Origin of the sequence: Pseudomonas sp. TKO26 (assembly GCF_003225665.1) — a bacterium.
GTDB lineage: Bacteria > Pseudomonadota > Gammaproteobacteria > Pseudomonadales > Pseudomonadaceae > Aquipseudomonas > Aquipseudomonas saponiphila.
In genome coordinates, this window is the sequence record NZ_QKLN01000002.1 from 248,218 (window position 1) to 274,673 (window position 26,456).

The window sequence follows — 26,456 nt, forward strand, 5'->3', positions numbered from 1 at the left end:
TCTATAGATAAGCGGCATTGGCTGCTTCAAGACGATCCTGGGCACGCAGGATCAGCTCGCAGAACTCCCGTGCGGCACCTTCGCCGCCGCGGGCAGCGGTAATGCCGTGGGCGTGTTCGCGGACAAAACCGGCGGCGTTGGCCACCGCCATGCCCAGGCCGACACGGCGGATCACCGGCAGGTCGGGCAGGTCGTCACCCAGGTAGGCGACCTGTTCATAGCTTAGGCCCAGTTGGGCGAGAAGCTCGTCCAGTACCACCAGTTTGTCTTCGCGGCCCTGGTACAGGTGGGGAATCCCCAGGTTCTTGGCGCGGCGTTCGACCACCGGGGTCTTGCGCCCGCTGATGATCGCGGTCTGCACCCCGGCGGCCATGAGCATCTTGATGCCCTGGCCGTCGAGGGTATTGAAGGTCTTGAACTCGCTGCCGTCTTCAAGGAAGTACAGACGACCGTCGGTCAGGACGCCGTCGACGTCGAAGACCGCCAGCTTGATGTGTTTACCGCGTTGCAGCAGGTCGGCACTCATTTACATCACTCCCGCGCGCAGCAGGTCGTGCATGTTCAAGGCGCCGATCGGCCGGTCTTCCTTGTCCACCACCACCAGGGCGCTGATTTTATGGTCTTCCATGATCTTCAGGGCTTCGGCGGCCAGCATATCGGCGCGGGCGGTCTTGCCATGAGGGGTCATGACCGAATCGATGGTGGCGTGGTGGATATCGATGGCGCGATCCAGGGTGCGGCGCAGGTCGCCGTCGGTGAAGATCCCGGCCAGGCGACCGTCGGCCTCCAGAATCACGGTCATGCCCAGGCCCTTGCGGGTCATTTCCATGAGCGCATCCTTGAGCAGGGTGCCCCGTTGCACCTGCGGCAGATCGTTGCCTTCATGCATCACGTTCTCGACCTTGAGCAGCAGGCGGCGGCCCAGGGCGCCGCCGGGATGGGAGAACGCGAAGTCTTCGGCGGTGAAGCCGCGGGCTTCCAGCAGGGCCACGGCCAGGGCATCGCCCATGACCAGGGCCGCGGTGGTCGAGGAGGTGGGAGCCAGGTTCAGCGGGCAGGCCTCGTGCTCGACATGCACGTTGAGATTGACGTCGGCGGCCTTGGCCAGTGGCGACTCAGGGTTGCCGGTCAGGCTGATCAGCTGGATGCCCAGGCGCTTGATCAGCGGCAGCAGGGTGACGATTTCGTTGGTGGAACCCGAGTTGGAAAGGGCCAGGATCACGTCATCGCGGGTGATCATGCCCATGTCGCCATGGCTGGCTTCGGCTGGATGGACAAAGAAAGCCGTGGTTCCGGTACTCGCCAGGGTAGCGGCGATCTTGTTGCCGACGTGCCCGGATTTGCCCATGCCGACCACGACCACGCGGCCTTTGCTGGCCAGAATCATCTCGCAAGCGCGTACGAAATCTGCGTCGATATGGGGCAGCAAGCCTTCTACGGCCTGAAGTTCGAGGCGGATGGTGCGTTGTGCTGATTGAATCAGGTCGCTGGATTGGCTCATGTCTGAAATCGTATAGCCCGATGAAAAGGCGGCGATTATAGCGGTAATGAGCAAATCCCTCACGCAAGTTCGTCAGCCTTTATCTGGCCGGTATCAGGAATCCTCCGATTTTGCCTGTCCTGGACCTGAACGTTCACGGCTTCGGCCTTGGGGGCGTCGTATCAGCAGTGATATAGTTCGCCGCCAGTTCGGCCTGCCCAGGGGCACGTACTCCCGGCAGGGAGCCAAGCGTCCGAGTGATAGGCTGCATCGCAAGGAGTTTAGATGAGTGCCGATAACGCCTACGCGGTCGAGCTGAAGGGACTGTCCTTCAAGCGCGGTGCGCGCAGCATTTTCAATAACGTGGATATCCGTATTCCGCGAGGCAAGGTCACCGGCATCATGGGGCCTTCCGGCTGCGGAAAAACCACCCTGTTGCGCTTGATGGGCATGCAGTTGCGGCCCAGCAGCGGCGAAGTGTGGGTCAACGGCCAGAATCTGCCGAGCCTCTCGCGCAGCGATCTGTTCGATGCGCGCAAGCAGATGGGCGTGCTGTTTCAGAGTGGCGCCCTGTTCACCGATCTGGATGTGTTCGAGAACGTGGCTTTTCCGCTGCGGGTGCATACCGAACTGCCGGACGAGATGATTCGCGACATTGTCCTGCTCAAGCTGCAGGCGGTGGGCCTGCGGGGTGCCGTCGACCTGATGCCCGATGAGCTGTCCGGCGGCATGAAGCGCCGGGTCGCCCTGGCCCGGGCCATCGCCCTGGACCCGCAGATTCTCATGTACGACGAACCTTTCGTGGGGCAGGACCCGATTGCCATGGGTGTCCTGGTGCGGCTGATCCGTCTGCTCAACGATGCCCTGGGCATTACCAGCATCGTGGTGTCCCATGATCTTGCGGAAACCGCGAGCATTGCCGATTACCTCTATGTAGTCGGTGATGGCCAGGTGTTGGGTCAGGGAACTCCTGACGAACTGATGGACTCCGACAATCCGCGTATCCGTCAATTCATGAAGGGTGATCCCGACGGCCCGGTGCCGTTTCACTTTCCAGCGACGGATTACCGCGCAGATCTTCTGGGGAAGCGCTGATGCGCAAAATATCGCTAATCGAGAGGGTTCGCCTCTTCGGTCGCTCAGGCATTGATGTCCTGGCGGTACTGGGGCGTTCCACCCTGTTCCTGTTTCACGCGTTGCTGGGCCGCGGTGGCATCGGTGGCAGTTTCGGCTTGCTGATCAAGCAACTGCACTCCGTGGGCGTGATGTCCCTGGTGATCATCGTCGTGTCCGGAATCTTCATCGGCATGGTGCTGGCGCTGCAGGGCTTCAACATTCTCTCCAGCTACGGTTCGGAGCAGGCGGTGGGGCAGATGGTCGCCCTGACCCTGTTGCGTGAGCTGGGGCCGGTGGTTACCGCGCTGTTGTTCGCTGGTCGTGCAGGTTCGGCGCTGACTGCCGAGATCGGCAACATGAAATCCACCGAGCAGCTCTCCAGCCTGGAGATGATCGGGGTCGACCCGCTCAAGTACATCATCGCGCCACGCCTGTGGGCCGGCTTCATCTCCCTGCCGCTGCTGGCGATGATTTTCAGCGTGGTGGGGATCTGGGGCGGTTCCTGGGTTGCTGTGGACTGGCTGGGGGTCTATGAAGGTTCCTACTGGTCGAACATGCAGAACAGCGTGACCTTCAGCGGTGACGTACTCAATGGCGTGATCAAAAGTATCGTCTTTGCGTTTGTAGTGACCTGGATCGCCGTATTCCAAGGCTACGACTGTGAGCCCACTTCAGAGGGGATCAGCCGTGCCACTACCAAGACCGTGGTGTACGCCTCGTTGGCCGTACTGGGCTTGGACTTTATTCTGACCGCCTTGATGTTTGGAGATTTCTGATGCAAAACCGCACCCTGGAAATCGGTGTCGGCCTTTTCCTGCTGGCCGGCATCCTGGCTTTGCTGTTGCTTGCCCTGCGAGTCAGTGGCTTGTCTCCGAGCGCAAGCACCGATACCTACAAGCTTTACGCCTACTTCGACAATATCGCCGGTTTGACGGTCAGAGCTAAGGTCACCATGGCTGGGGTCACCATCGGCAAGGTTACGGCGATCGATCTGGACCGCGACAGCTTCACCGGTCGGGTGACCATGCAGCTGGAAAAACGTGTGGATAATCTGCCGACCGACTCCACTGCATCTATCCTGACGGCTGGCCTGTTGGGTGAGAAATACATCGGTATCAGCGTGGGCGGGGAAGAAACCTTGCTCAAGGATGGTGGGACCATCCACGACACCCAGTCGTCGCTGGTGCTGGAGGACCTGATCGGTAAATTCCTGCTCAATACCGTTAGCAAAGACGCCAAATGAGGAGTTTTTCGATGATCTCTATCTTGCGACGTGGCCTGTTGGTGCTGCTGGCGGCCCTGCCGTTGCTGGCTAACGCGGCCAGTGCACCTTCCGCCCACGATCTGGTGCAGGACACCACCACCCGCCTGCTGGCGGATCTGGCGGCCAACAAGGAAAAGTACAAGCAAAGCCCGAACGACTTCTACAACGCCCTGAACGGCATTGTCGGTCCGGTGGTGGATGCCGACGGCATCTCCCGCAGCATCATGACCGTGAAGTATTCGCGCAAGGCCACCCCGGAGCAGATGGCGCGCTTCCAGGAGAACTTCAAGCGCAGCCTGATGCAGTTCTATGGCAACGCCTTGCTCGAGTACAACAACCAGGGCATCACCGTTTCTCCGGCCAGGGATGAAAGCGGCACCCGTACCAGCGTGGACATGCAAGTCAAAGGCAACAACGGCGCTATCTATCCGGTGTCCTACACCCTGGAGAAGATCAACGACGAGTGGAAAGTGCGTAACGTGATCATCAACGGCATCAACATCGGCAAGCTGTTCCGTGATCAGTTCGCCGACGCCATGCAGCGCAACGGCAACAACCTGGACAAGACCATCGACGGCTGGGCCGGCGAAGTGGCCAAGGCCAAGGAAGTCACCGAAGACGCCGCCCATAAGGCTGCGCAATGAGTGAGTCGGCCGTACGCCTGGGTGACGCCGGGGAGCTGCTGATCGGTGGCGTGCTGGACTACCGCAGCGGCCCGGGCCTGCGCAAGCAGGGCCGGGCGCTGATCAAGTCGAGTCCGGGCACGGCCCTGGTGCTTGATTGCTCGGCTGTGGAAAAATCCAGCAGTGTCGGTCTGGCCCTATTGCTGGCCTTCATTCGCGATGGTCAGGGGCTGGGCAAGACGGTGAGCGTTCGCGCCCTGCCCGAGGGCATGCGGGAAATCGCCGAGGTATCCGGGGTCACCGAGATCCTCCTCCATCCGTAGTAACCCACATCTATATAGAAGCCCCCCGTCAGAGTCCTGCTATGCGGGGTTCGCAGGCGCGGGGCTTTTTTGTATGATGTCCGACCCGCGCGCACAGGGCGCCGATTGAGGTTGAGCATGCAGGCCAACGAAGTGAAGAGCTTTCTTGAGGGAAAGCTGCCCGGAGCTCAGGTAGAAGTTGAGGGCGAAGGCTGCAACTTTCAGCTGAACGTGATTAGCGACGAACTGGTGGCCTTGAGCCCGGTCAAGCGTCAGCAGAGCATCTATGCCCATTTGAATCCATGGATTGCCGATGGCAGCATCCACGCGATCACTATGAAATTTTTCAGCCGCGCGGCTTGGGCCGAGCGCACCTGAGCCCAAGGGCGTCGAGACTGTTATGGATAAATTGATTATTACCGGCGGCGTTCGCCTTGATGGCGAGATCCGCATTTCCGGGGCCAAGAACTCCGCGCTGCCGATTCTGGCGGCAACCCTGCTGTGCGATGGCCCGGTCACCGTGGCCAACCTGCCGCACCTGCACGACATCACCACCATGATCGAGCTGTTCGGTCGCATGGGCATCGAGCCGGTGATCGACGAGAAACTCAGCGTTGAAATCGACCCGCGCACCATCAAGACCCTGGTGGCGCCTTACGAGCTGGTGAAAACCATGCGCGCCTCGATCCTGGTGCTGGGCCCGATGGTTGCCCGTTTCGGCGAAGCCGAAGTGGCCCTGCCGGGTGGTTGCGCCATCGGCTCGCGCCCGGTTGACCTGCACATCCGCGGCCTGGAGGCCATGGGTGCAGTGATCGACGTCGAAGGCGGTTACATCAAGGCCAAGGCCCCTGAAGGCGGCCTGCGCGGTGCGAACTTCTTCTTCGATACCGTGAGCGTGACCGGTACCGAAAACATCATGATGGCCGCGGCGTTGGCCCGTGGCCGCAGCGTGCTGCAGAACGCCGCCCGCGAACCTGAAGTCGTCGACCTGGCCAACTTCCTGATCGCCATGGGCGCGAAGATTTCCGGCGCCGGCACCGACACCATCACCATCGATGGCGTCGAGCGTCTGCATTCGGCGATCTACAAGGTCATGCCCGACCGTATCGAAACCGGCACCTACCTAGTGGCGGCAGCCGTCACCGGCGGCCGGGTCAAGGTCAAGGACACCGATCCGACCATCCTTGAAGCCGTACTGGAGAAACTCAAGGAAGCCGGCGCTGAAGTCACCACCGGCAGCGACTGGATCGAGCTCAACATGCACGGCAAGCGCCCGAAGGCGGTCAACGTGCGTACCGCTCCGTACCCAGCGTTCCCGACCGACATGCAGGCTCAGTTCATTTCCCTGAACGCGATTGCCGAAGGCACTGGCGCGGTGATCGAGACCATCTTTGAAAACCGTTTCATGCACGTGTACGAACTGCACCGCATGGGCGCCAAGATCCAGGTCGAAGGCAATACCGCGATCGTCACCGGCACCGAAATCCTCAAGGGCGCGCCGGTCATGGCCACCGACCTGCGGGCCTCGGCCAGCCTGGTGATCTCGGCCCTGATGGCCGAAGGCGATACCCTGATCGACCGCATCTACCACATCGACCGTGGTTACGAGTGCATCGAAGAGAAGCTGCAGATGCTCGGCGCGAAGATCCGCCGCGTACCGGGCTAGTTGCATGACGGGCACAGGGAGGTGCCCACAGCCGAATCTGTTCCACGTCGAGCCTGTCTTCAGGCTCGACGCATGTCTGGCGCCGTTTGCGTCCGGGCATCAGTCGCCGCATAAGGACTTACGTTACTCATGTTGACCATCGCACTGTCCAAGGGCCGTATCCTCGACGACACGCTGCCGCTTCTGGCTGAAGCGGGCATCGTGCCGACCGAGAATCCGGACAAGAGCCGCAAACTGATCATCCCCACGACCCAGGACGATGTACGCCTGCTGATCGTGCGCGCCACCGATGTGCCGACCTATGTCGAACATGGCGCCGCCGACCTCGGGGTGGCCGGCAAGGACGTCCTCATGGAGTACTCCGGCCAGGGCCTGTACGAACCGCTGGACCTGCAGATTGCCCAGTGCAAGCTGATGACCGCCGGAGCCATCGGCGCCGTCGAACCCAAGGGGCGCCTGCGGGTAGCCACCAAGTTCGTCAACGTGGCCAAGCGTTACTACGCCGAACAGGGCCGCCAGGTGGACATCATCAAGCTCTACGGCTCCATGGAGCTGGCGCCGCTGATCGGTCTGGCGGACAAGATCATCGACGTGGTCGACACCGGCAACACCCTGCGGGCCAACGGTCTGGAGCCCCAGGAACTGATCGCCACCATCAGCTCCCGTCTGGTGGTCAACAAGGCATCGATGAAGATGCAGCACGCCCGTATCCAGGCGTTGATCGACACCCTGCGCAAGGCAGTGGAGTCGCGACACCGCGGCTGATTCACATGCGTGGCCTTGAGCCGCGCCCATCTATCCGCGTCATAGCCAGAATGCTCAGGTGCCCACGCGGATGGCTTGGTAGTCTTGCGGCGCCTGAGCTTTGCAAATCCAAGCTTGCCCTTTTGAGCACTCGCCAATTACTGAGGCCTTCGCTATGACCGCTCCGACTGCAATTCGCCGACTCAACGCTGCCGATCCGGATTTCGCCCGTCATCTGGATCATCTGCTGAGCTGGGAAAGTGTCTCTGACGATTCGGTCAATCAGCGGGTGCTGGACATCATCAAGGCCGTGCGTGAGCGCGGGGATGCGGCGCTGGTGGAGTTCACCCAGCGTTTCGACGGTTTGCAGGTGGCTTCCATGGCCGATCTGATCCTGCCGCGCGAGCGCCTGGAACTGGCCCTGACCCGAATCACCGTGGCCCAGCGCGAAGCCCTGGAAAAGGCCGCGGCGCGGGTGCGCAGCTATCACGAGAAACAGAAGCAGGATTCCTGGAGCTACACCGAGGCCGACGGCACGGTGCTGGGCCAGAAGGTCACGCCGCTGGACCGCGCCGGCCTGTATGTACCGGGGGGCAAGGCGTCATACCCGTCGTCGGTGCTGATGAACGCGATCCCGGCCAAGGTGGCGGGCGTGGCTGAAGTGGTGATGGTGGTGCCGACCCCGCGTGGTGAAGTCAACGAACTGGTGCTGGCGGCGGCCTGCATTGCCGGGGTCGACCGGGTGTTCACCATCGGCGGCGCCCAGGCTGTTGCCGCGCTGGCCTACGGCACCGAAAGCGTGCCCCAGGTGGACAAGGTGGTCGGTCCGGGCAACATCTATGTGGCCACCGCCAAGCGCCACGTATTTGGCCAGGTCGGCATCGACATGATCGCCGGCCCGTCGGAGATCCTCGTGGTCTGCGACGGCCAGACCGATCCGGACTGGATCGCCATGGACCTGTTCTCCCAGGCCGAGCACGACGAAGACGCCCAGGCGATACTGGTCAGCCCGGACGCCGAGTTCCTGGATAAAGTCGCTGCGAGCATCGCCAAGCTGCTGCCGACCATGGAACGCGCAGAGATCATCAACACCTCGATCAATGGCCGTGGCGCCCTGATCCTGGTTCGCGACATGCAACAAGCCATGGACGTGGCCAATCGCATTGCCCCCGAGCACCTGGAGTTGTCGGTGGCCGACCCGCAAGCCTGGCTGCCGCAGATCCGTCACGCCGGGGCGATCTTCATGGGCCGTCACACGTCCGAGGCGCTGGGCGATTATTGCGCCGGGCCGAACCACGTGCTGCCGACGTCCGGCACCGCGCGTTTCTCCTCGCCGCTGGGGGTGTATGACTTCCAGAAACGCTCGTCGATCATCTTCTGCTCCGAGCAGGGTGCGTCCGAGCTGGGCCGGACCGCCTCGGTGCTGGCCCGTGGCGAGTCGCTGACCGCCCACGCCCGCAGCGCCGAATACCGCATCGTCGACGACCAAGATCAGGGGCAATGAACATGAGCAAATTCTGGAGTCCGTTCGTCAAGAACCTGGTGCCTTACGTGCCGGGCGAACAACCCAAGCTGACCAAGCTGGTCAAGCTCAACACCAATGAAAACCCCTATGGCCCGTCGCCCAAGGCCCTGGCGGCGATGCAGGCCGAGCTCAACGACAACCTGCGCCTGTACCCCGACCCCAACAGCGACCTGCTCAAGCAGGCAGTGGCCAGTTACTACGGGGTGCAGGGCAACCAGGTGTTCCTCGGCAACGGTTCCGACGAAGTCCTGGCGCACATTTTCCATGGCCTGCTGCAGCAGGATCAGCCGCTGCTGTTCCCGGACATCAGCTACAGCTTCTACCCGGTGTACTGCGGGCTGTATGGCATCGATTACCAGGCGGTGCCCCTGGACGAACAGTTCCAGATCAACGTAGCCGACTACGCCAAGCCCAACGGCGGGATCATCTTCCCCAACCCGAACGCGCCGACCGGCTGCCTGCTGGCCCTGGAGGCGGGGGAGCAGATCCTCCAGGCCAGCCCGGGTTCGGGGGTGGGCGTGGACGAAGCCTATATCGACTTCGGCGGCCAGACCGCCATCAGTCTGGTGGACCGCTACCCCAACCTGCTGGTGACCCAGACCCTGTCCAAGTCGCGCTCCCTGGCCGGCTTGCGGGTGGGCCTGGCGGTGGGCCATCCGGACCTGATCGAGGCCCTGGAGCGGATCAAGAACAGCTTCAACTCCTACCCGCTGGATCGCCTGGCGATCGTCGGTGCGGCGGCGGCCTTCGAGGACCGCGAATATTTCGCCAAGACCTGCCAGCTGGTGATCGACAGCCGCGAGTGGGTGGTGGCGCAGTTGCAGGCCAAGGGCTTTGAAGTGCTGCCATCGGCGGCCAACTTCATCTTTGCCCGCCACCCGCAGCACGATGCGGCGGGGCTGGCGGCCAAGCTGCGCGAGCAAGGGGTGATAGTGCGTCACTTCAAGCAGGAGCGGATCGCCCAGTTCCTGCGGATCAGCATCGGCACCCCGGAGCAGAACCAGGCACTGATCGACGGGTTGGGGCAGCTCTAAGTCGTGAGCTGCAAGCTGCAAGTTGGAAGCCCAGAGCAATGCCAGGAGCCTCTGACTTGCAGCTACAAGCTTGCCACTTGTAGCTGCAGCCCCCGGCTGCCCTCATTCGTGGTGCGGGTTGCCGAGGAAGGTCAGGGAGCTGAACAGGCCGCGTGAAGCCACATCCGGATCGTCCTTGAGCGGTACTTCAAGCTCTGCGGCAATCACGTTCAAGCCTTCATTTCTCACCAGCACTTGCGCGCGTCCCTGGGCATCGGTCTCGGTGCTCAGGGTGCTCGGTGCATTGCGATAATCGCCGATCAACTTGACCCCAGCCACGGGCTGCCCATCCAGCAGTACCCGCACCGGCAGGCTGTTGCCCTGGCCCACCGTCAGCGGGTCGACTTCCGGCAGGATCAGCAGCTTGAGCTGTTCCAGCTTTGGCAGCTTCGCCCCCGCTTGATAGATCGCCAGGCTGTACTTGAAGGTGTGGGTCGAGGCGATCGCCCCCGGGACTTTACTGCGCCCCTGGTTGACCCAGCCTTTGTCCGCCGTTTGCGACCACGGACCGTTGTCCAGCGCCACGGCCAGCACCGCCGGTGGCTTGAGTGGTTGCAGGCGTGCGTGGTCGGCCAGGCGTTGCACGGTCACTGGAATCATTCTGGCGGCGCCGTCGTAGGCCCAGGCACCGCTGACCTTCTTGGCCTTGAAGGCATCGTCTTCGGCCCCGTGGCCGTAGATCACTTCGATATTCCCGCGTCGCTGTTCGGTCCACAGACCGTGGGCCGAGGCCTGGGTTGTACCCAGGGTGGCGAGCAGGCCCAGCAGGGCGATTGATTTGAGGTTGTGCATGGCGATTTCCGGCTACAGGTTGAGGGTCAGGCTGACGGTGAAGTTGCGCGGCTCGCCTGGAGTGACCCAGTAGTTGCTGTAGGAGCGCTCGTAGTACTTCTCGTCGAACAGGTTGTTCAGGTTCAGGCCCAGGGTCAGGTTGTCGCTGGCCTTGTAGTGGGCCAGCAGGTCCAGGGTGCGGTAGGCGGGCAACTCGAAGCTGCCTCCAGCCTCGCCCGAGCGATCGCCGACGTAGGTCAGGGCGGCGCCGACGTCCGAGCCTTTGAGTCGCCCGTCCTGAAATTCATAGACGCCCAACAGGCTGCCGCTGTGCTTGGCCACGCCGAGTATGCGGCTGCCGGACGGGATCGCCCGATCGCCCTTGGTGACCTCGGCATCGATCAGCGCATAGGCACCGATCACCCGCACCGCATCGGTCAACTGGCCGGTCACTTGCGCATCGAAGCCCTGGCTGCGGGCCTTGCCCACGGCGCGGCTGGAGTCGCTGCCGGGGTCCAGTGCCAGGACGTTTTCCTTGTCGATATGGAAGGCGGCCAGGGTCGCGCTCAGGCGTTCGTCGAACAGCTCGCTCTTGATCCCCACTTCATAACCGACACCTTCCTCGGGCTTGAAGGTCTTGCCGGCCGCATCCAGCCCGTTGTTGGGCTTGAACGAGGTGGAGGCGTTGGCGAACAGGCCCCACTGCGGAGTCAGTTGATACAGCAGGCCGGCGCGCTGGGTCAGGGCGTCGTGAGTCTGGCGGCTGCGTTTGCCGGTGGTGTGGTCGTCGATCTTTTGCTCGAAGTGTTCAAAACGGGCGCCGAGCATGCCGCGCAGGCGGTCGGTGAAGATGATCTGGTCCTGCAGGTTGAGGGCCCGGCTTTCGATATGCTCGAAAAAGTCCGTGCCGGAACGCTTGCCGTCGGGCTTGGCCTGGCCGTAGATCGGATCGTGGATATCAATGGCGTAAGGGCCGCCGGCGAAGGTGGTGACTCGTTCGTTCTTGCGGTAGTTCTCGTATTCGCTGCCGATCAACAGTTCGTGCTGCCAGCTGCCGGTATCGAACAGGCCGCGCAGTTCCAGCTGGGTGATGCTGTCGTGCCAGTTGTTGTCGCGCTCGCGGTAGCGCCGATTGACCGTGCGCTGGTCGGCATTCAGCGGACGGGCCTCCGAGGCGAAGCCCCACAACTTGCCTTCCTTGTAGTGGCTCGCCAGGCGCAGCTTCCAGCTGTCGTTGAGGTGATGTTCCAGGGCGGCCTGGAGCATGTTGTTGTGGTTGTCGATGTTGCCGTCGCTGGGTTCGCCGAGGAAGGTCTTGCGGGAGACGCCGCTCCAGCGGTTGTTGGGGGCGACGATACCGCGGTCGAAAGTCGAGCTGTGGCGCACGAATTCGCTTTCCACCAACAGGCTGGTGTCCGGGTTCAATTGCCAGCTGAAAGACGGCGCGACGAACACCCGGCGACTGTCGACGTGGTCGCGGAAGCTGTGGTTGTCCTCCACCGCCAGATTGACCCGGGACAGCAGATTGCCCTGAGCATCCAGCGGGGTGTTGAGGTCCAGGGCGGTGCGGTAGCGGTCCCAACTGCCGGCGCTGGTCTGCAGGGTGGTGAAGGCTTCGGGCTGGGGTTTCTTGGTCACGATATTCACCGTACCGCCGGGGTCGCCGCGACCATAGAGGCTGGCGGCCGGGCCCTTGAGTACTTCGATGCGCTCGATATTGGCCGCGTCCGGGGGGCTGGGGTAGCCGCGGTTGGCGCTGAAGCCGTCCTTGTAGAACTCCGAGGTGGTGAAGCCTCGCACGCTGTATTCATACAGGGTCAGGCCGCCGAAGTTGTTCTGCTTGGCGACGCCGCCGGCAAACTCCAGGGCGCGTTCGACGTTGCTGCTGCCCAGGTCCTTGAGCACGCTGGCGGGGATCACGCTGACAGATTGTGGGATGTCACGGATCGCCGTATCGGTCTTGGTGGCGCTGGCCGAGCGCGTGGCCCGGTAGCCTTTGACCGGCCCTGTGGCGGATTCGTATTCGCTGGTGATGCGGGTGGTTTCGAGCTCCAGGGGCTGCGGTTCTTCGGCGAGCAGGGGGTCGGCCAGCAGGCCCAGGGCCAGGCCGGCCAGGGGGAGGATTTTTCGGGACGTCATGGGGCTGTTCCAATAGCAATATTGAAACAATATAACATGACCAATGAGAATGTATGCTGTTGGCCCGGCATCGCCGGGCCCAGCTTTACTCTGCTTCTTTGACCGGTGCGGGGGGCGGACGCAGGCCGATTTCCGCCGTCAGCTTGAGTTCCTTGCCATTGCGCATCACCAGGATTGCGACTTTTTCCATCGGCTTGATGCGCGCCACCTGGTTCATCGAGCGGCGGCCGTCACCGGCAGGTTCGCCGTCGATGCTGAGGATCACATCCCCCAGTTGCATGCCGGCTTTCTGTGCCGGGCCATCGCGGAAGATCCCCGCCACCACGATCCCGGGACGTCCGGCCAGGCCGAAGGACTCCGCCAGTTCCTGGGTCAGCGGTTGCACTTCGATCCCCAGCCAGCCACGGATCACTTGACCATGCTCGATGATCGACTTCATCACCTCCATGGCCAGCTTGATCGGAATGGCGAAGCCGATGCCCTGTGAGCCGCCGGACTTGGAGAAGATCGCGGTGTTGATCCCGGTCAGGTTGCCATTGGCGTCCACCAGGGCGCCGCCGGAGTTGCCCGGGTTGATCGCGGCGTCGGTCTGGATGAAATCTTCGTAGTTGTTCAGGCCCAGCTGGTTGCGTCCGGTGGCGCTGATGATGCCCATGGTCACGGTCTGGCCGACCCCGAACGGGTTGCCGATGGCCAGGGCGACGTCGCCGACGCGGACGCTTTCCGAGCGGCCGACGGTGATCGAAGGCAGGTTCTTCAGGTCGATCTTGAGCACCGCCAGATCGGTTTCCGGATCGCTGCCGATGACTCGGGCCAGGGTTTCCCGCCCATCCTTGAGCGCCACCACGATCTGTTCGGCGCCGGAAGTCACGTGGTTGTTGGTCAGCAGGTAACCTTCGGGGCTCATGATCACCCCGGAACCCAGGCTCGACTCCATGCGCTGCTGCTTGGGCAGGTTGTCGCCGAAGAAACGCCGGAACTGCGGGTCTTCAAACAGCGGGTGGGCCGGCTTGTTGATCACTTTGGTGGTGTACAGGTTAACCACCGCAGGTGCGGCAATCAGCACCGCATCGGCATAGGACACCGGTCCCTGCCGGGTGCTGGTGGTTTGTGGCGCTTGCTGCAGGTTGACGTCCAGGCTGGGCAGGCCGACCCACTGGGGGTAGCGCTGAATAATCAGCAACGCGATGAGCACGCCGGCCAGAAGCGGCCAGCCAAAAAAACGCAGAGCCTTGAGCATTGAGCGAGTCCTGGGTGGTTACGAAGGGCTGCGCACGGCCCATAATGTCGCGCATTATACGAGGCCGCGCGCGCCTCTGAACGGGATATTTAGGAGTCTTTTATGGCCGTTGCCCTGAGTACATTGGTGGAAGAAGCGGACCGCTATCTGGGCAGTTCACGCATCGCCGACTACTGCCCCAATGGCCTGCAGGTCGAAGGGCGTCCGCAGGTGATGCGTATTGTCAGCGGCGTCACCGCGAGCCAGGCATTGCTGGATGCCGCCGTGGAGGCCAAGGCCGATCTGGTGCTGGTGCATCACGGCTACTTCTGGAAAGGCGAGAACCCCTGCATCACCGGCATGAAGCAGCGTAGGTTGAAAACCCTGCTCAAGCACGACATCAGCCTGTTGGCCTATCACCTGCCCCTGGACCTGCATCCCGAGGTGGGCAACAACGTGCAGTTGGCCCGGCAGCTGGAGATCACCGTGGAAGGCCCATTGGACCCGGAGAACCCCAAGGTCGTCGGTCTGGTCGGATCCCTCAGCGAACCCATGACCGCGCGGGACTTTGCCCGGCGAGTGCAGGAAGCGATGGGCCGTGAACCGCTGCTGATCGAAGGCAGCGAGATGATCCGCCGGGTCGGCTGGTGCACCGGTGGGGGCCAGGGCTACATCGACCAGGCTGTGCAGGCCGGCGTCGACCTGTACCTGAGTGGCGAGGCCTCGGAGCAGACCTTTCACAGTGCCCGGGAAAACGACATCAGCTTCATCGCCGCCGGCCATCACGCCACCGAGCGTTACGGCGTCCAGGCCCTGGGCGACTATCTGGCCCGGCGCTTTGCTCTGGAGCACCTGTTCATCGACTGCCCCAACCCGATCTGATCCCGTGCATGGGCCGTCCGGGCAGGCGATTTTTCTGCCTAACCGGGCGGCATATTCATATATCGTTTCGTTCTAGTTGGCTTCCTGATTAGAAGCAGGTCGCTGTGCTAGCATGCCCCGCTCGAACACGGCCCGATGGCCGTCCATAAGAAAGCTTTCGTGAGTAGCCATGGTCGACAAACTAACGCATCTGAAACAGCTGGAGGCGGAAAGCATCCACATCATCCGCGAGGTGGCCGCCGAGTTCGACAACCCGGTGATGCTGTACTCCATCGGTAAAGACTCCGCCGTGATGTTGCATCTGGCCCGCAAGGCGTTCTTCCCCGGCAAGCTGCCGTTCCCGGTGATGCACGTCGATACCCAGTGGAAATTCCAGGAAATGTACAAGTTCCGCGACCGCATGGTCGAAGAACTGGGCCTGGACCTGATCACTCACGTCAATCCGGATGGCGTGGCCCAGGGCATCAACCCCTTCACCCACGGCAGTGCCAAGCACACCGATATCATGAAGACCGAGGGCCTCAAGCAGGCCCTGGACAAGTACGGTTTCGACGCCGCGTTCGGCGGCGCCCGTCGCGATGAAGAGAAGTCCCGCGCCAAGGAGCGCGTCTACTCGTTCCGCGACAGCAAGCACCGCTGGGACCCGAAGAACCAGCGCCCCGAGCTGTGGAACGTCTACAACGGCAAGGTCAACAAGGGTGAGTCGATCCGCGTGTTCCCGCTGTCCAACTGGACCGAGCTGGACATCTGGCAATACATCTACCTGGAAGGCATCCCGATCGTGCCGCTGTACTTCGCCGCCGAGCGTGAAGTGATCGAGAAGAACGGCACCCTGATCATGATCGATGACGAGCGCATCCTCGAACATCTGTCCGATGAAGAGAAAGCCCGCATCGTCAAGAAGAAAGTGCGTTTCCGTACCCTTGGCTGCTACCCGTTGACGGGCGCGGTTGAGTCCGAGGCCGAGAGCCTGACGGACATCATCCAGGAAATGCTCCTGACGCGAACTTCCGAGCGCCAGGGCCGGGTCATCGACCACGATGGCGCAGGCTCGATGGAAGATAAAAAACGTCAGGGTTATTTCTGAGTTTTAAGTTACAAGCGACAAGCGACAAGCTGCAAGTTGCCTGCGTGATGCGTAGCTTGTGGCTTGATGCTTGCGGCAGGTTGCTGTGAGCCGACACCGGATGACTCGTCATGGATTTCGAGAAACTGGTGGTCTGGCGTAGAAGCAAAGCCTTGGCGGTGGAGATCTACAGAGAGTTTGCGCGATGTGAGGATTTCTCCTTCCGGAGTCAGATCACGCGCTCAGCACTCTCGGTGCCCTCCAATATTGCCGAAGGCATGGAGCGGCGTAGCGCCAGAGAGAAAGTTCACTATCTCTGGATCGCCAAAGCCTCCAATGGCGAGCTGCGCACGCAGATCATCATCGGTCAGGAAATTGCCTACATCACACAACCGCTGGCTGAACACTGGATTACAGAAACTCGCGAGCTTTCGAAAATGCTCAGCGGCTTGATCAAAAAAATTTCTGACTAGCTGTACGCCGACAAGCTTGCCGCTTGAAGCTGACAGCTTGGAGCTTGAACGCTATGAGCCATCAATCTGATTTGATCAGCGAGGATATCCTCGCGTACCTGGGCCAGCACGAACGTAAAGAGCTGCTGCGCTTTCTCACCTGCGGCAACGTCGATGACGGCAAGAGCACCCTGATCGGGCGCCTGCTGCACGACTCGAAGATGATCTACGAAGACCACCTGGAAGCCATTACCCGGGATTCGAAGAAGGTCGGCACCACCGGTGACGACATCGACCTGGCATTGCTGGTCGATGGGCTGCAGGCCGAGCGCGAGCAGGGCATCACCATCGATGTCGCCTACCGCTATTTCTCCACCGCCAAACGCAAGTTCATCATCGCCGACACCCCCGGCCATGAGCAGTACACCCGCAACATGGCTACCGGTGCTTCCACCTGTGACCTGGCGATCATCCTGGTGGATGCCCGCTACGGCGTGCAGACCCAGACCCGTCGCCACAGCTTCATCGCCTCGTTGCTGGGCATCAAGCACATCGTCGTCGCCATCAACAAGATGGACCTCAAGGACTTCGATGAAGGTGTGTTCGAGTCGATCAAGGCCGACTACCTGAAGTTTGCCCAGGGCCTGAAGTTGCAGCCCACCAGCCTGCACTTCGTGCCGATGTCGGCGCTCAAGGGCGACAACGTGGTGAACAAGAGCGAGCGTTCGCCCTGGTACACCGGGCAGTCGCTGATGGAAATCCTCGAAACCGTGGAAGTGGCCGGTGACCGCAACTTCACCGACCTGCGTTTCCCGGTGCAGTACGTCAATCGCCCGAACCTGAACTTCCGTGGCTTTGCCGGCACCCTGGCCAGCGGCATCGTGCACAAGGGCGACGAAGTCGTGGTGCTGCCGTCGGGCAAGAGCAGCCGGGTCAAGTCCATCGTCACCTTCGAGGGCGAGCTGGAGCAGGCTGGCCCGGGCCAGGCCGTGACCCTGACCATGGAAGACGAGATCGACATCTCCCGTGGCGACCTGCTGGTGCATGCCGACAACGTGCCGCCGGTCACCGACAGCTTCGAAGCCATGCTGGTGTGGATGGCCGAAGAACCGATGCTGCCGGGCAAGAAATACGACATCAAGCGCGCTACCAGCTACGTGCCGGGCTCGATTGCCAGCATCATCCACAAGGTCGATGTGAACACCCTGGAAGAGGGTGCGGCCAGCGCGCTGCAACTGAACGAGATCGGCAAGGTCAAGGTCAGCCTCGACGCGCCGATCGCCCTGGATGGCTACGACAGCAACCGCACCACCGGGGCCTTCATCGTCATCGACCGCTTGACCAACGGCACCGTCGGCGCCGGCATGATCATCGCCCAGCCAGTGGCCCATGGCAGCGCCACCCACCATGGCAAGCTGGCGCATGTCGCCACTGAAGAGCGTGCCCAGCGCTTCGGCCAGCAACCGGCCACCGTGCTGTTCAGCGGCCTGTCGGGCGCCGGCAAGAGCACCCTGGCCTACGCCGTGGAGCGCAAGCTGTTCGACATGGGGCGTGCGGTGTATGTGCTCGATGGCCAGAACCTGCGGCACGACCTGAACAAGGGCCTGCCCCAGGACCGTGCCGGGCGGACCGAGAATTGGCGCCGTGCGGCCCACGTCGCCCGTCAGTTCAACGAAGCCGGCCTGCTGACCCTGGCGGCGTTCGTGGCGCCGAGTGCCGAAGGACGCGAGCAGGCCAAGGACCTGATCGGCAAGGAGCGTCTGCTGACGGTTTACGTCCAGGCATCGCCTGCGGTGTGCGCCGAGCGTGATCCGCAAGGACTGTACGCGGCGGGCGGGGATAACATCCCGGGCGAATCCTTCCCTTACGACGTGCCGCTCAATGCCGATCTGGTGATCGACACCCAGGCGCTGTCGGTGGAAGAGAGTGTCAAGCAGGTGCTGGACCTGTTGCGTAGCCGCGGCGCGATCTAAGCCGTAGCCAAAAGCCCGCAGTCGAGTGATCGGCTGCGGGCTTTCTTTTGCCTTTTACAATGTCAGGCCCTCAAGGCCGCGCTGGATACTCGCGATGCAGCTTTTCCAGCAGCGCATCCTTGGCCTGCCACTGCTGGTTGATCCAGCCCTGGAATTCCTGACGATAGGCCGTGTCCTGCTCGTAGTTACGGCCAATGAACTGCGGCGGAATCCGCACCTCCTCAAAGTGCACCACCACGTCCTTGACTCGGCCGCACAGCAGGTCCCAGAAACCGGGACGGCCAGCGGGATAGTGCAGGGTCACATCGATGATCGAGTGCAACTGCTCGCCCATGGCGTCGAGGACGAAGGCGATGCCGCCAGCCTTGGGCTTGAGCAGGTAGCGGAACGGTGATTGCTGCTGGGCGTGCTTGGCCTCGGTAAAGCGCGTGCCTTCGACGAAGTTGAAGATGCCCACCGGGTTGTTGCGAAACTTCGCGCAGGTCTTGCGGGTGGTTTCCAGATCCTTGCCTTTCTTCTCCGGATGCTTCTCCAGGTAGGCCTTGGAGTAGCGCTTCATGAACGGAAAACCCAGGGCCCACCAGGCCAGGCCAATCACCGGCACCCAGATCAATTCCTGCTTGAGGAAGAACTTCAGCGGGCGGATGCGCCGGTTGAACACGTACTGCAGGACCATGATGTCGACCCAGCTCTGGTGGTTGCTGGTGACCAGGTAGGAGTGCTGGTAATCCAGGCCTTGCAGGTCCTGCACATGCCAGCGGGTGCGGCACACCAGTTGCATCCAGGCCTTGTTGTTGCTGATCCAGGCTTCGTGGGTGTGGTTCATCAGCCAGTGCGTCAAGCGCTGGGTGAGGGCGAAGGGCAGGGCCTTGCAGATCGCCACGCAGAACAGGAACGAGCACAGCAGGATGGTGTTCAGCGCCAGCAGGATCGAGGCGATGATCCCGCGCACGACGGCAGGTAGAAATTCCAGCATTTAGACATCCATGGGTCGGTTGGCGGCTTGAATCGCGGTCAGGGCGATGGTGTAGACGATGTCATCCACCTGGGCGCCCCGGGGCAGGTCGTTCACGGGCTTGCGCAGGCCTTGCAGCATCGGGCCCAGGCTGACGCAATCGGCACTGCGCTGCACCGCTTTGTGGGTGGTGTTGCCGGTGTTCAGGTCGGGGAACACGAACACCGTGGCCTTGCCCGCCACCTGGCTGTTGGGCGCCAGTTGTCGGGCGACGTTTTCGTTGGCCGCGGCGTCGTATTGCAGCGGGCCGTCGATCAGCAGTGAGCGCTGGGCTTCGTGGGCCAGCAGGGTCGCCTCGCGGACTTTCTCCACTTCTTCGCCGCTGGCCGAGTCGCCGCTGGAGTAGCTGATCATTGCCACCCGTGGGGTGATGCCGAAGGCCGCCGCCGAGTCGGCGCTCTGCAAGGCGATTTCCGCCAGCTCGCTGGCGCTGGGGTGCGGATTCATCACGCAGTCGCCATAGACCAGCACCTGCTCGGGGAACAGCATGAAGAACACCGAAGACACCAGGCTACAGCCCGGGGCTGTCTTGATCAGTTGCAGGGCCGGGCGGATGGTGTTGGCGGTGGAGTGGATGACCCCGGAAACCAGGCCATCGACTTCATCCAGGGCCAGCATCACGGTGCCGATCACCACCGGGTCTTCCAGTTGCTGCTCGGCCATGGGCGCGTTCAGGCTCTTGCTCTTGCGCAGGGCCACCATGGGCTCCACGTAGCGCTCGCGGATCAGGTCCGGGTCGAGAATCTCCAGGCCTTCGGGCAAGTCGATGCCCTGGGCCCGGGCCACGGCATGCACTTCCTCCGGCTTGGCCAGCAGCACGCAGCGGGCAATGCCGCGAGCCTGGCAGATGGCGGCGGCCTGCACGGTCAGGGGCTCGCTGCCTTCGGGCAGGACGATGCGCTTGTCGGCCTGCTGGGCGCGCTGGATCAACTGGTAGCGGAACACCGCTGGCGACAGGCGCATTTCCCGCGGGGTGCCGCAGCGCTGGTGCAGCCAGTTGGCGTCCAGGTGGCTGGCGACGAAGTCGGTGATGATTTCCGCGCGCTCGCGGTCATCGATGGGGATTTCCTTGTTCAGGCCATTGAGCTGGTTTGCCGTGTCGTAGGAGCCGGTGCTGACCGACAGCACTGGCAGGCCGGCGTTCAGGGCGCCACGGCACAGCTCCATGATCCGCGGGTCGGGCAGGGTGTCGCTGGTCAGCAGCAGGCCGGCCAGGGGCACGCCGTTGATGGCCGCCAGGCTCACGGCGAGGATGATGTCGTCGCGATCCCCCGGGGTCACCACCAGCACGCCGGGCTTGAGCAGCTCCACGGTGTTGCGCATGGTGCGCGCGCAAATGATGATCTTGGTCATGCGCCGGCTTTCGTAGTCGCCGGCGTTGAGCACCTGGGCGCCCATCAGTTCCGCTACGTCGCGGGTGCGTGGGGCGTTGAGTTCCGGCTGGAAGGGAATGCAGCCCAGCAGGCGGAAGTCACCGCTGCGCAGCAATGGCGAATGCTCCTTCAAGCGTGCGGAGAAGGCCTCCATGCTTTCATCGGTGCGCACCTTGTTGAGGATCACCCCCAGCACTTTCGGGTCCCGTGGGCCGCCGAACAGCTGTGCCTGCAGTTCGACCCGGCCGGACAGTTCGGTGAGTACTTCGTTTTCCGGGGCGGACACCAGGATCACCTCGGCATCCAGGCTTTTCGCCAGGTGCAGGTTGACCCGGGCGGCATAGCTGGCGCTGCGGGTCGGCACCATGCCCTCGACGATCAGCACGTCCTTGCCGATGGCGGCTTGCTGGTAGAGGGTGATGATTTCCTCCAGCAGTTCATCCAGTTGACCGTCGCCGAGCATCCGCTCGACATGGGCCAGGCCCAGGGGTTGCGGCGGCTTCAGACCGTGGGTACGGGCCACCAGTTCGGTGGAGCGTTCGGGGCCGGTATCGCCCGGATGAGGCTGGGCAATGGGTTTGAAAAAGCCGACCTTGAGGCCGGCCCGTTCCAGGGTACGCACCAGCCCGAGGCTGATGGAGGTCAGACCCACACCAAAATCGGTGGGCGCGATGAAAAAAGTTTGCATGCGAATTCTCGGAAGGTGCATGGCAAGGGCGACGGTCTAAGGCCGTCTGCCGAATCGTCAGGCGCTAAGGTTATCGCTTCCCGGGGCTTGAGCACACCAGCCGCAGGCAAAGGGCTGGCCTATTTTTTCTGTCCGCTGCTGTGGGTCCAGGACCCAGGCCCGGGATTGCCAGGGCGGCTGGTGGCGCAGGTGCTGGGTATGGCCACAGGACAGCTCCGCCACCCAGTGGCCGTCTTCATCCTGATGAAATCCACGAATTGTCGACGGGGTTTTCCCGTTCCGTTGGTCCGGGTTCCGTTCGCTTTCGAGCGATTGCTTCGCTAAACTTCGACCCTCTTCATTCTTATGCAAAAGGTCCCACCCCATGCTGATCGCCGCCAATAAGGCTGTCTCCATCGACTATACCCTCACCAACGACGCTGGTGAGGTCATCGACAGCTCTGCCGGCGGCGCCCCGCTGGTTTACCTGCAAGGCGCAGGTAACATCATTCCTGGTCTGGAAAAGGCCCTGGAAGGCAAGCAAGTCGGTGACGAGCTGAACGTTTCCGTAGAACCTGAAGATGCCTACGGCGAATACGCTGCCGAACTGGTCAGCACCCTGAGCCGCAGCATGTTCGAAGGCGTCGACGAGCTGGAAGTGGGCATGCAGTTCCACGCTTCCGCTCCGGACGGCCAGATGCAGATCGTGACCATCCGTGATCTGGACGGCGACGACGTGACCGTCGACGGCAACCACCCGCTGGCCGGCCAGCGCCTGAACTTCCAGGTCAAGATCGTTGCCATCCGTGACGCCAGCCAGGAAGAAATCGCCCATGGCCACGTCCATGGCGAAGGTGGCCATCACCACTGATTTTCTGCGCTAAGCTCAAGCTTACTGGAGAGGCGCCCGAGGGCGCCTTTTTAGTCCGCGGCTTTTGGCTGTACTGTCGAGAGGCTGTCTTCTGTAGGAACACAGGAATTTGGAGTTCGTCATGAGTGCTTTTCACGACCTTAAATTGAAAGCCCTGGATGGTCAGGAGCTACCGCTCGCGCCCTTCAAGGGGCAAGTCGTGCTGGTGGTCAACGTCGCCTCCAAATGTGGTCTGACACCACAATATGCGGCGTTGGAAAATCTCTACCAGCAATACAAGGGCCAGGGGTTCAGCGTACTGGGCCTGCCCTGCAATCAGTTCGCCGGGCAGGAGCCGGGAACCGAGCAGCAGATCCAGGAGTTTTGCAGCCTCAACTACGGGGTGACCTTTCCCTTGAGCGCCAAGCTTGAGGTCAATGGCCCCGAGCGTCATCAGCTGTACCGCCTGCTGGCAGGCGAGGGGGCCGAGTTTCCGGGGGACATCACCTGGAACTTCGAAAAATTCCTCCTGGGCAAGGATGGCCGGGTTCTGGCGCGCTTCTCGCCACGCACCGCGCCGGATGATCCCACTGTGGTCCAGGCTATCGAGAAGGCCTTGAGCTGAAGCGGCCAGCCGGGTCCACCCGCCCGGCCCATTGTTCCTGCCTGCCCCGCGCCGCTCTCATGCGGCGTTTTTGCATCTAAATCACTTAAATCAATAATGCTGTGCAGGGCTTTGGGGGACGAATATTATCCCCATCATAAGTGCGCCGGGGCAGATATCCGGCGCGGTCTTGTGCGTCGAATATCGACTCAAGCCTTTTTGTCGGAGTGCAGCATGCCTGTTCAAGCCTTGTTCAAACCCTTTCAACTCGGCGCGCTGGAGCTGCCGACCCGTGTGGTGATGGCGCCCATGACCCGCTCGTTTTCCCCGGGTGGGGTGCCCAACTCCAAGGTCATCGAGTATTACCGGCGCCGTGCCGCCGCCGGCGTGGGCCTGATCATCACCGAAGGCACCACGGTCGGCCACAAGGCCGCCAACGGTTACCCCAACGTGCCGCAGTTCTATGGCGAAGCGGCCCTGGCCGGCTGGAAGAAGGTGGTGGACGCGGTGCATGCCGAGGGCGGCAAGATCGTCCCGCAGCTGTGGCATGTGGGCAATGTGCGGCGCCTGGGCACCGAACCGGATGCCAGCGTGCCCGGCTACGGCCCCAGTGAGAAGCTCAAGGATGGCCAGGTGGTGGTGCATGGCATGACCCACGAGGACATCCGGGAGGTGATCGCCGCCTTCGCCCAGGCCGCCAAGGATGCCCAGAGCATCGGCATGGACGGCGTGGAAATTCATGGCGCCCACGGCTATCTGGTGGACCAGTTCTTCTGGGAAGGCAGCAACCAGCGCAGTGACGAATACGGTGGCGACCTGGCCCAGCGTTCGCGTTTCGCCATCGAACTGATCCAGGCCGTGCGTGCCGCTGTCGGTCCGGAGTTCCCGATCATCCTGCGCTTCTCCCAATGGAAGCAGCAGGACTACAGCGCTCGCCTGGTACAGACCCCGCAAGCCCTGGGTGCCTTCCTCAAGCCGCTGGCGGATGCCGGTGTGGATATCTTCCACTGCTCGACCCGGCGCTTCTGGGAGCCGGAGTTCGAAGGATCGGATCTGAACCTGGCCGGCTGGACCCGCAAGCTCACTGGCAAGCCGACCATCACCGTGGGCAGCGTTGGCCTGGATGGCGAGTTCCTGCAGTTCATGGTCAACACCGACAAGGTGGCGCAGCCGGCCAGTCTGGAAAACCTGTTGCAGCGCCTGAACAACGACGAGTTCGATCTGGTGGCCGTGGGCCGGGCCCTGCTGGTGGATCCGGATTGGGCGCAGAAAGTCCGCGAGGGCCGTGAGCAGGACATTCTGCCGTTCAGCCGTGAAGCCCTGATGACCCTGGTCTAACGCCCGGCTCCGGGCGGCGAGGGGGGCAGCCTCCTCACCGTCTGGAGTGTCTTGACCGCACCTGGCGTTTGCAGCGCCGCTTCGATCATTGCCTCGTAGTCTTCGGCCGGAACCGGCTGGCAGGCATTGCGCAACTGATCTTCAAACTGTTCGATCACGGCGGGCCACCCTTGGCGGCTGGCGTGTTGCCGGGCGTTGAGACGTACCCGGCGCAGGGTTTCCGCTTCCTCCAGCAGCCAGCCGGCAGCCTCGCAGAACGCCCCCTCATCCCCGGGCATGGCCAGCACGCCGTTGTAGCCATGGCGGATGTGCTGGGCTGCAGCAGCCTGATCGTAAGCCACCACCGCCAAGCCTGACGCCAGGGCTTCCAGTACTACGTTGCCGAAGGTTTCGGTCAGGCTGGGAAACAGGAACACATCCCCCGAGGCGTAGTGGGCCGCCAGCGCCTCGCCGCGCTGGCTACCGCAGAACAGAGCCTCGGGCAGGCTTTTTTCCAGGGCGGCACGTTGTGGGCCGTCCCCTACCACGATCAACTTCATCCGACGCTGTGGATAACTGGCCTTGAGCTGTTCGAAGCAACGCTTGAGCAGCCCGAGATTCTTCTCCGGCGCCAGGCGCCCGACATGGATCACCGCCAGGTCGTCGTTGCCCAGGCCCCAATGGCTGCGCAGCTCATTGAGCCGCTTGGCCGGATGGAACAACTGGCTGTCGACGCCCCGGGACAGCAGGGCCAGGCGTTCGAAGTGGCGGCGTTCCAGCTCCAGGCGCTGGCTGGCACTGGGCACCAGGGTCAGCTTCGAACGGTTGTGGAACCAGCGCAGGTAGTGGGTCAGCAGACGGGTCAGCAAACCCAGGCCGTACTGGCTGGAATACTGCTGGAAGTTGGTGTGAAAGCCGCTGACCACGGAGATCCCCAGGCGTTTGGCGGCCCGCAGAGCGGATAATCCCAGCGGCCCTTCAGTGGCGATGTAGAGCACGTCCGGGCGCTGGCGTTTCCAGCGCCGCAGCAGTTTGTGCATCGACGACTGACCCCATTGCAGCCCCGGATAGCCCGGCAGCGGCCAGCCGCGGCATAGCAGCAGCGCCTCATCGCTGGGCCGACTCTGATCGCAGCCCTGGCGTGGGCGCACCAGCTCCACCTGATGTCCACGGGCGCGCAGGCCATCGCACAGGCGGCCAAGGGTATTGGCCACGCCATTGATTTCCGGTGGGAAGGTTTCAGTGATGAGGGTGATATGCAGAGCAGTCGTCATGGCCTCAGTGTCGGATGAGGCCATGTCGCCATTGTGACGTGCGGATGATGGATTTATGACGCCGGGGGCCTATTGGCCCGGCAGCTTCTCCACCCCGCGTTCACGCACCCAGAACAGCGTCGCTCCAGCCACGGCGGCCGGCATCATCAGGATGTTGACGAAGGGGATCATCAGCGCCAGGTAGACGATGCCGCCAAAGCCCAGGCTCTGCCAGCGCTTTTCCCGCAGCCAGGCGAGCATGTCCTGCCAGCTCATCTTGTGGTTGTCCGCCGGGTAGTCGATGTACTGGATGGCCATCATCCAGATGCCGAACAGCAGCCACAGCGGCGCGGCCACCAGGTTGACCACCGGGATCAGCGAGAGGATGAACAGGCCGATGGCCCGGGGCAGGAAATAGCCGAGCTTGCGCATTTCCCGGGACAGGGTGCGGGGGATCATGGCCATCAGCTCGCCCCAGCTGAAGGCCGGAAAATCATCGGTGCCGCGGACCACGGTTTCGACTTTTTCCGATAGAAAGCCGTTGAAGGGCGCGGCGATGATGTTGGCCAGCATGGTGAAGGTGAAAAACACCATCAGCGCCACCAGCACCAAGAACAGCGGCCAGAGGATGTAACTGAGAAAGCTCAGCCAGTCCGGCAGGGTCGGCATCAGGCTGTCGATCCACAGGCTGAACTGGTGGCCGGCAAAATAGATCAATCCGACGAACAGTATCAGGTTGATCGCCAGGGGCAGGAGCACGAACAGGCGCAGGCCAGGGCTGAGGACCAGCTTCAGGCCTTCGCGCAGGTATTGCGGTCCGGACAGTACGGGGGCGGGCATAGAACGCTCCGAGCAGGTGGAAAACGCGCCGACCTTACCGGCTTTGCCCAGGGGGTGAAAGCGGTGAGATCAGCTCGACATCAACGGTAACAAAGACCCTTTCAAATGAGTCCGCTGAGGATAGAGACCGCCTATGAGCTGGATTGTTAAACCGTATTTCCTTAATCTTCGCCCCCTCTATACGCTTCACCCATTATTTTTTGGACGGACGAGTCAAAGCCTTCCCCAAGGTATCGCCGTCC

27 protein-coding genes are annotated in these 26,456 nt (G+C 62.4%); 17 read left to right on the plus strand and 10 right to left on the minus strand.

The genetic code is table 11. The features are described 5' to 3' along the window. Position 1 precedes the first annotated feature (1 nt). A complete protein-coding gene (locus tag DNK59_RS04340; protein WP_110722391.1) occupies positions 2-526 on the minus strand; it encodes an HAD family hydrolase in 525 nt (174 codons plus the stop codon). Further along, a complete protein-coding gene (locus tag DNK59_RS04345) occupies positions 527-1,501 on the minus strand; it encodes a KpsF/GutQ family sugar-phosphate isomerase (RefSeq protein ID WP_110722392.1) in 975 nt (324 codons plus the stop codon). 264 nt (positions 1,502-1,765) lie between these two features. Here DNK59_RS04345 and DNK59_RS04350 point away from each other — a divergent pair, with 264 nt between their 5' ends. The 10 genes from DNK59_RS04350 (at position 1,766) to hisC (ending at position 9,754) form a co-directional block, all read left to right on the plus strand. Then, the gene (locus DNK59_RS04350) at positions 1,766-2,575 is read left to right on the plus strand and encodes an ATP-binding cassette domain-containing protein (protein WP_092319638.1); all 810 of its coding nucleotides are present in this window, start codon (positions 1,766-1,768) and stop codon (positions 2,573-2,575) included. Next, positions 2,575-3,372 (plus strand): lipid asymmetry maintenance ABC transporter permease subunit MlaE, encoded by a 798-nt coding sequence (gene mlaE, locus DNK59_RS04355; protein WP_092319640.1) that lies wholly within the window; start codon positions 2,575-2,577, stop codon positions 3,370-3,372. Before DNK59_RS04350 ends, mlaE begins: the two co-directional genes overlap by 1 nt. Next, positions 3,372-3,839: an outer membrane lipid asymmetry maintenance protein MlaD gene (mlaD, locus tag DNK59_RS04360; RefSeq protein ID WP_092319642.1), complete on the plus strand. Its 468-nt coding sequence runs from the start codon at positions 3,372-3,374 to the stop codon at positions 3,837-3,839. The genes mlaE and mlaD overlap by 1 nt, the downstream gene beginning before the upstream one ends. Before the next feature lie 11 nt (positions 3,840-3,850). Then, entirely contained in the window at positions 3,851-4,504 is a 654-nt protein-coding gene (locus DNK59_RS04365; RefSeq protein WP_110722393.1) for a phospholipid-binding protein MlaC, read from the plus strand. Beyond that, positions 4,501-4,806, plus strand: a complete 306-nt coding sequence (locus tag DNK59_RS04370; RefSeq protein WP_110722394.1) for a lipid asymmetry maintenance protein MlaB — start codon at positions 4,501-4,503, stop codon at positions 4,804-4,806. The genes DNK59_RS04365 and DNK59_RS04370 overlap by 4 nt, the downstream gene beginning before the upstream one ends. Positions 4,807-4,923: 117 nt before the next feature. Continuing rightward, positions 4,924-5,163, plus strand: coding sequence for a BolA family protein (locus tag DNK59_RS04375; RefSeq protein ID WP_016966651.1), 240 nt, complete (start codon positions 4,924-4,926; stop codon positions 5,161-5,163). Between the two features lie 22 nt (positions 5,164-5,185). Beyond that, on the plus strand, positions 5,186-6,451 hold the full coding sequence (murA, locus tag DNK59_RS04380) for a UDP-N-acetylglucosamine 1-carboxyvinyltransferase (protein ID WP_011059281.1): 1,266 nt from the start codon (positions 5,186-5,188) through the stop codon (positions 6,449-6,451). 129 nt (positions 6,452-6,580) lie between these two features. Beyond that, complete coding sequence (hisG, locus tag DNK59_RS04385) at positions 6,581-7,216, plus strand: ATP phosphoribosyltransferase (protein WP_016968619.1); 636 nt, start codon at positions 6,581-6,583, stop codon at positions 7,214-7,216. Between the two features lie 154 nt (positions 7,217-7,370). Then, on the plus strand, positions 7,371-8,699 hold the full coding sequence (gene hisD / locus DNK59_RS04390) for a histidinol dehydrogenase (RefSeq protein WP_110722395.1): 1,329 nt from the start codon (positions 7,371-7,373) through the stop codon (positions 8,697-8,699). A gap of 2 nt (positions 8,700-8,701) precedes the next feature. Beyond that, a complete protein-coding gene (gene hisC, locus DNK59_RS04395) occupies positions 8,702-9,754 on the plus strand; it encodes a histidinol-phosphate transaminase (protein ID WP_110722498.1) in 1,053 nt (350 codons plus the stop codon). Positions 9,755-9,856: 102 nt separating this feature from the next. Here hisC and DNK59_RS04400 read toward each other — a convergent pair whose 3' ends face one another. From DNK59_RS04400 to algW, 3 genes are all read right to left on the minus strand, one after another. Beyond that, positions 9,857-10,585, minus strand: a complete 729-nt coding sequence (locus tag DNK59_RS04400) for a DUF4198 domain-containing protein (RefSeq protein WP_110722396.1) — start codon at positions 10,583-10,585, stop codon at positions 9,857-9,859. 12 nt (positions 10,586-10,597) lie between these two features. After that, on the minus strand, positions 10,598-12,703 hold the full coding sequence (locus DNK59_RS04405; protein WP_110722397.1) for a TonB-dependent siderophore receptor: 2,106 nt from the start codon (positions 12,701-12,703) through the stop codon (positions 10,598-10,600). 85 nt (positions 12,704-12,788) lie between these two features. Next, the gene (algW, locus tag DNK59_RS04410) at positions 12,789-13,943 is read right to left on the minus strand and encodes a Do family serine endopeptidase AlgW (protein ID WP_092319654.1); all 1,155 of its coding nucleotides are present in this window, start codon (positions 13,941-13,943) and stop codon (positions 12,789-12,791) included. Between the two features lie 102 nt (positions 13,944-14,045). Here algW and DNK59_RS04415 point away from each other — a divergent pair, with 102 nt between their 5' ends. The 4 genes from DNK59_RS04415 to cysN all read left to right on the plus strand — a co-directional run bounded on the left by DNK59_RS04415 (position 14,046) and on the right by cysN (position 18,295). Then, entirely contained in the window at positions 14,046-14,804 is a 759-nt protein-coding gene (locus DNK59_RS04415) for a Nif3-like dinuclear metal center hexameric protein (protein WP_092319656.1), read from the plus strand. 169 nt (positions 14,805-14,973) lie between these two features. Beyond that, entirely contained in the window at positions 14,974-15,891 is a 918-nt protein-coding gene (cysD, locus tag DNK59_RS04420; RefSeq protein ID WP_060837559.1) for a sulfate adenylyltransferase subunit CysD, read from the plus strand. A gap of 110 nt (positions 15,892-16,001) precedes the next feature. Continuing rightward, positions 16,002-16,343: a four helix bundle protein gene (locus tag DNK59_RS04425; protein WP_092319658.1), complete on the plus strand. Its 342-nt coding sequence runs from the start codon at positions 16,002-16,004 to the stop codon at positions 16,341-16,343. A 53-nt stretch (positions 16,344-16,396) separates the two neighbouring features. Next, positions 16,397-18,295: a sulfate adenylyltransferase subunit CysN gene (gene cysN / locus DNK59_RS04430; RefSeq protein ID WP_092319660.1), complete on the plus strand. Its 1,899-nt coding sequence runs from the start codon at positions 16,397-16,399 to the stop codon at positions 18,293-18,295. Positions 18,296-18,365: 70 nt separating this feature from the next. Here cysN and DNK59_RS04435 read toward each other — a convergent pair whose 3' ends face one another. From DNK59_RS04435 to DNK59_RS04445, 3 genes are read right to left on the minus strand one after another with little or no spacing between them, the layout of a single operon-like run. Next, positions 18,366-19,271: an acyltransferase gene (locus DNK59_RS04435; protein WP_110722398.1), complete on the minus strand. Its 906-nt coding sequence runs from the start codon at positions 19,269-19,271 to the stop codon at positions 18,366-18,368. Continuing rightward, a complete protein-coding gene (gene pta, locus DNK59_RS04440) occupies positions 19,272-21,371 on the minus strand; it encodes a phosphate acetyltransferase (RefSeq protein ID WP_092319664.1) in 2,100 nt (699 codons plus the stop codon). Positions 21,372-21,428: 57 nt separating this feature from the next. Continuing rightward, positions 21,429-21,767, minus strand: coding sequence for a DUF3565 domain-containing protein (locus DNK59_RS04445; RefSeq protein ID WP_092320581.1), 339 nt, complete (start codon positions 21,765-21,767; stop codon positions 21,429-21,431). Here DNK59_RS04445 and DNK59_RS04450 point away from each other — a divergent pair. The 3 genes from DNK59_RS04450 to DNK59_RS04460 all read left to right on the plus strand — a co-directional run bounded on the left by DNK59_RS04450 (position 21,736) and on the right by DNK59_RS04460 (position 24,142). Beyond that, positions 21,736-22,221, plus strand: a complete 486-nt coding sequence (locus DNK59_RS04450; RefSeq protein WP_016964800.1) for a peptidylprolyl isomerase — start codon at positions 21,736-21,738, stop codon at positions 22,219-22,221. The genes DNK59_RS04445 and DNK59_RS04450 overlap by 32 nt on opposite strands. Positions 22,222-22,342: 121 nt before the next feature. Beyond that, positions 22,343-22,825, plus strand: a complete 483-nt coding sequence (locus DNK59_RS04455; RefSeq protein ID WP_092319666.1) for a glutathione peroxidase — start codon at positions 22,343-22,345, stop codon at positions 22,823-22,825. A gap of 213 nt (positions 22,826-23,038) precedes the next feature. Next, positions 23,039-24,142: an NADH:flavin oxidoreductase gene (locus tag DNK59_RS04460; protein ID WP_092319668.1), complete on the plus strand. Its 1,104-nt coding sequence runs from the start codon at positions 23,039-23,041 to the stop codon at positions 24,140-24,142. Here DNK59_RS04460 and DNK59_RS04465 read toward each other — a convergent pair. Beyond that, positions 24,139-25,419 carry a glycosyltransferase family 1 protein gene (locus DNK59_RS04465; RefSeq protein ID WP_110722399.1) on the minus strand — a complete coding sequence of 427 codons (1,281 nt, stop codon included), beginning with the start codon at positions 25,417-25,419 and terminating at the stop codon, positions 24,139-24,141. The genes DNK59_RS04460 and DNK59_RS04465 overlap by 4 nt on opposite strands. 45 nt (positions 25,420-25,464) lie before the next feature. After that, positions 25,465-26,214 (minus strand): sulfate transporter CysZ, encoded by a 750-nt coding sequence (gene cysZ / locus DNK59_RS04470; RefSeq protein WP_110722400.1) that lies wholly within the window; start codon positions 26,212-26,214, stop codon positions 25,465-25,467. Between the last annotated feature and the right edge of the window lie 242 nt (positions 26,215-26,456).